This window comes from Okeania sp. SIO2C9 (assembly GCF_010672455.1).
In the GTDB taxonomy this organism is placed as follows: Bacteria; Cyanobacteriota; Cyanobacteriia; order Cyanobacteriales; family Microcoleaceae; genus Okeania.
This window is the reverse complement of sequence record NZ_JAAHGO010000011.1, coordinates 1-4,263: the sequence shown is the minus strand read 5'-3', so window position 1 is coordinate 4,263 and position 4,263 is coordinate 1. Positions and strand designations below refer to the sequence as shown.

At 32.1% G+C, this 4,263-nt stretch carries 3 protein-coding genes; 2 read left to right on the top strand and 1 reads right to left on the bottom strand.

The genetic code is table 11. The annotated features are described in order from the left end of the window. Window positions 1–519: 519 nt before the first annotated feature. Window positions 520–1,794 carry a GUN4 domain-containing protein gene (locus F6K23_RS09970; protein ID WP_293154155.1) on the top strand — a complete coding sequence of 425 codons (1,275 nt, stop codon included), beginning with the start codon at window positions 520–522 and terminating at the stop codon, window positions 1,792–1,794. Window positions 1,795–2,003: 209 nt separating this feature from the next. After that, window positions 2,004–3,377, top strand: a complete 1,374-nt coding sequence (locus F6K23_RS09965; RefSeq protein WP_293154153.1) for a tetratricopeptide repeat protein — start codon at window positions 2,004–2,006, stop codon at window positions 3,375–3,377. Between the two features lie 338 nt (window positions 3,378–3,715). Here F6K23_RS09965 and F6K23_RS09960 read toward each other — a convergent pair whose 3' ends face one another. After that, on the bottom strand, window positions 3,716–4,042 hold the full coding sequence (locus F6K23_RS09960) for a hypothetical protein (RefSeq protein ID WP_293154150.1): 327 nt from the start codon (window positions 4,040–4,042) through the stop codon (window positions 3,716–3,718). Window positions 4,043–4,263: the final 221 nt, after the last annotated feature.

Below are 4,263 nucleotides of genomic sequence, written 5' to 3'. Positions count from 1 at the left end.
AAGTTTGGTTGGTGAATCTGACTGAAAAATGTCTGGAAGTTTATCGACAACCTACTGCGAATGGTTATGAAATTGTGCAGACTTTTAAGAGCGGTGAAACTGTAACAATTCAAGCTTTGCCTAATGTAACTTTTACTGTTGATGAAATATTGGGAGATTAGTACTAATAGGACTTACGCAAAATATCAAATTCTACCTTATCTTTAGGGGCTAATAGCCATTCGTCCTAGATATAGTTGTTGTGCATAAGTCCTAACTAAATTAGAAATATTTATAGTAAATAGACATCTCTAAAAATAAAAAATAAAATCAATTATTATCCATAAATTATCAACAAAAGACTGAAAACAGGAGTTTTAACTGAAAATGAACGAGTAGAACTAATCTGAGGAAAGTACGATCAAATCTTAACATTTCCTATGACCCTGGCCTATTCAAAGTTCTCCTTTATTAAGGAATAACCTCTTTTGTAGTTGTAAGTATAATGGTAAGAATCAGACTTCTCAACTTATGAAAAAGATGAAATTTTTACCAAGAATTATTGGTCTAATATTCCTAGCAATAACTCTGACAAATTGTTCTAGAGAATTATCATCAGAAAAAATTGCCTATCGACTAGAACGGAGTATTGTCAAAATATCCTCTAGAAATAAACCTGGACATATAACGGGTTTTTTTGTATCTGGAGAAACTGATGTTTGTACTGTAGTAACCTCAGCTAATTTTATCAAAAAAGAAGGAGAAAAAGTATTACAAACTAATGACGAAAAAGTCTGGGATATTGCCAGTATGAAAATATTTCCTAGCAATATTGATTTAGCTTTAGTCACATTTCAACCAGAGGGAAAAAAATGCAATTATCCAGCTTTGAAAATAGGTAATTTAGAAAATCTGAAAATAGGTAGTTCCATCTATATTTCTGGTTTCCCAATAGAGAGTGAGGAGTTGCTGCCTAAATTTGTTTCTGGTACTGTTTCGAGTTTAGCTAAGTCAGCAAAAGGTTATGGAGTTTATTATCAATTTTTGAATATCAATGGAATGAGTGGCTCTCCAGTTGTAGATGTTAGGGGTGAAGTTGTAGCAGTTCATGGAATGAGCGATCTAGAAATAATCCAAAGTTTGGAATCAAAAAAAACAAGTTTGTCTGACGCACAAAAGTCAACTTTTCAGCAAGTTGTCAAAAGGATAGAAACATATGATGAACTTAATACTTTTCACTGGGGTATACCTATTAATTTGTTTCAGGAGTATCGGGTTCAAGCATTTCCTCATTATGTACCTCTAGTTTCGGAAGTGGGAGTTGATTACACAAAACTGCGTGACTTGTTAGCAGCAGGAAATTGGGAAGAAGCAGACAAGGAGACAGCTACATTAATTCTAAAAGTGGCAGATCGAGTGTTGCAAGAACGGCTAGACAGAGAAGACTTGCAGAATTTATCCTGCAAGGATTTGAGTACAATTGACAAACTTTGGCTAAAGTATAGTAATGGTCAGTTTGGCTTTTCTGTCCAGGAGAAAATTTATCATAGTCTAGGTGGTAGTTGGTACGTTTGGAAGGCTTATCAACTAGGTGGCGCGACAGAAGAGTATTACAAAAGATATGAAACTGCTTTTGGGGAAAAAGTGGGTTGGCGTGAAGGAGGTGAATGGAACCTGGTTTGGGACTCTGTTAATCCGAATACTCCTTATGTAGGACATCTACCATGGGGCGCTGTTGTGGGTGCTGGTGAGTGGATAAAAACCGTTCCGCGGATGGGGTTGTTCTTTTCTCGTGTAGATGCTTGTAGACTTTAACAGATAAACACTTCAGCAATTCTTTACCAAAGTTGTCAAATATTGTAGGAAATAACAGTAAAAATTTCCATGACAAAGTTCTCATTCTTAATAGTAACTACTGACTACTTAATCATCAAGTAATCTGCTTAGTTAAAATTCCATATATTCCTAGAAGCTAGAAATATAATTTCCTCAAAAATTTTAGTTATCAAAAAAGGTGTAAATCTATGGCTTTTCAGACTCAAAGATTATCTTTTTCCAGTCTAGAAATTCATATAATTATTAATATGTTTCTTTGTTTATTGATAGCAAGCTTTTTTAATGTTAGTTTTGACTGGGACGATCAAAGACTATTTTTTTTCACTGGTTCTCTACACTTCTTACAGCTTATTGTATTTAGAATAAAAGTAATTTCACAGCAATATTCAATTTTTGAATCAAATAATTTGATAACTAAAATAGTATTTATCGGCCTGGTTATAAGTCTAGTTGTATTTGGTGTTATTTTTCCTTTGTCATTCATAATTAGCTTATTTATTTCTATTGGTAATTATATAATATTGCTGATTATTTATTCTCTAATCGGGGTGGTGATATTCCCAATTAGTACATTTATTTATCAGGATTCAAGATTATTCCGATTAGTTAATTATTTGTCAAGGTTTGCGGTTAGAAAAACACCAAAAATTATGTCGTTCATTAATTCCATTTTAGGAGCAAAACATTTTCCATTTCGTTCTTTATTTGTATTACTTATTAATGCTTATCTGCTTATTAGTGTTATTGCTTCTTTATTTATATTATTAATCTTATCAGTTATTTTGCATGATGGGAATAATCTGACTGCAGCTAATATCATGCTTTATCTATTAGCATTCTCTATGATTGTCAGTGTAATAAGAATTTTTATAGAGATAACACTTAGCCTCGAAGCAAACAAATTATATCGACAAGGGAGTCAACTCTTCAAACAAGAAACAAAAACATCAAAAATACAAACAATAAGCATTTTTGAGCAAGCACTACGACTTTATCAAAAAACAAACTACCAAATATGGGCAGCAATAACTCTCAATAATATTGGTCTTGTCTACGATACTTTAGAAGAGAAACAAACTGCACTAGATTACTTCAACCAATCCCTAGACTTGTTCAAAAAAATGAAAAGTATTCCAGGGGAAGCTATGACTCTGAATAATATTGGTCTTGTCTACAATACTTTAGAAAAAAAACGAACCGCACTAGATTACTTTAACCAATCCTTAGACTTATCCAAAAAAATTCAAGATAAAGAGAGTGTTGCCAATACTCTATATAATGTGGCAGTTTTAAAATGCAACCAAGGTAACTTATACGAAGCATTAATAAAAATCGAATCAGCTATCAAAATTATTGAAGAACTTTATACACAAATGAGCGCTACTAACCTCTCTATATCCTATTTCACTACAGTTCAAAATTACTATCAATTTTACATAGACTTATTCATTAATCTTCATAAACAAAACCCCAATCAAGGCTATGATGTTAAAGCTAATGAAGTGAGGGAAAAACTAAAAAATAGAGAGAGAAATCTAACTATAATCTCTCCATATCTCTAAACTAATTTATTTCTGATTTTCCGATAAATTATCATTACTAATTAAACATTTGAAATAAAGGAGCGATCGCCCAAATAATCTATAATCATCAACATAATTTCACCGAAAAAAAACTATATTCTCTATTCGATCTTGCCTATTGCCTAAAATCAAAAAATTGTATACATAACAAAATAAATATAGATAATTTATCTGGTCAAAAAAATAATCTCCATCATCGGGAAATTATGATGTATTACTTACAGGACTTACGGACAGACTCTACATATAGGGAGGGCGAATACCATTCGCCCCTACAAATGATGCTTTAAAAGTCAATTTGCGTAAGTCCTGACTTATTAAAAAAATTGCTGATTTTTAGTTATAAAAATTTGCTCAAAATCCTTGGCACTTCCCAAGAAAATTGCTCTAGTAAAAGAAAAACGAATAATAATCATGTAACTGATAAACGAGAATGTTGTACTCAAGATAAATAAGATGAATAAATTGGAAGATAAGATTCCTAAATCTAAATTTTTTAAGGCATAGACAAATGCTAAATGAAGAAATAAAATAATCATTAATGCTTGGCCTAATGCACTAAAAATTTTAGCGATCGCCGGAATTGTTTTTACCAAAAATTTAGAAATATCGATACAAAACAGAATCATTCCAGGTGCCAACAATAAACTAATTACCGAATAATTAATAATTAATAATTAATAATTAAATAATTCGCGCCTTGAAGCCTCCCCTTGGATAGGGGAAAAAAAAGAAATAATATCAAATCCGTTGGCTTCGGAGTAATATAATTCTGTTGATAGTCATACAATCGGTAAGGGCGCGATTCGGCAGCTTTGCGGAACGCAAATGGCCATTCGCCCCTACAGTATAGACTCTTATCTTT

Coding starts and splice junctions, on each gene's coding strand:
- F6K23_RS09970 (WP_293154155.1), top strand. CDS start 520: ATGAAATTTTTACCAAGAATTATTGGTCTAATATTCCTAGCAATAACT.
- F6K23_RS09965 (WP_293154153.1), top strand. CDS start 2,004: ATGGCTTTTCAGACTCAAAGATTATCTTTTTCCAGTCTAGAAATTCAT.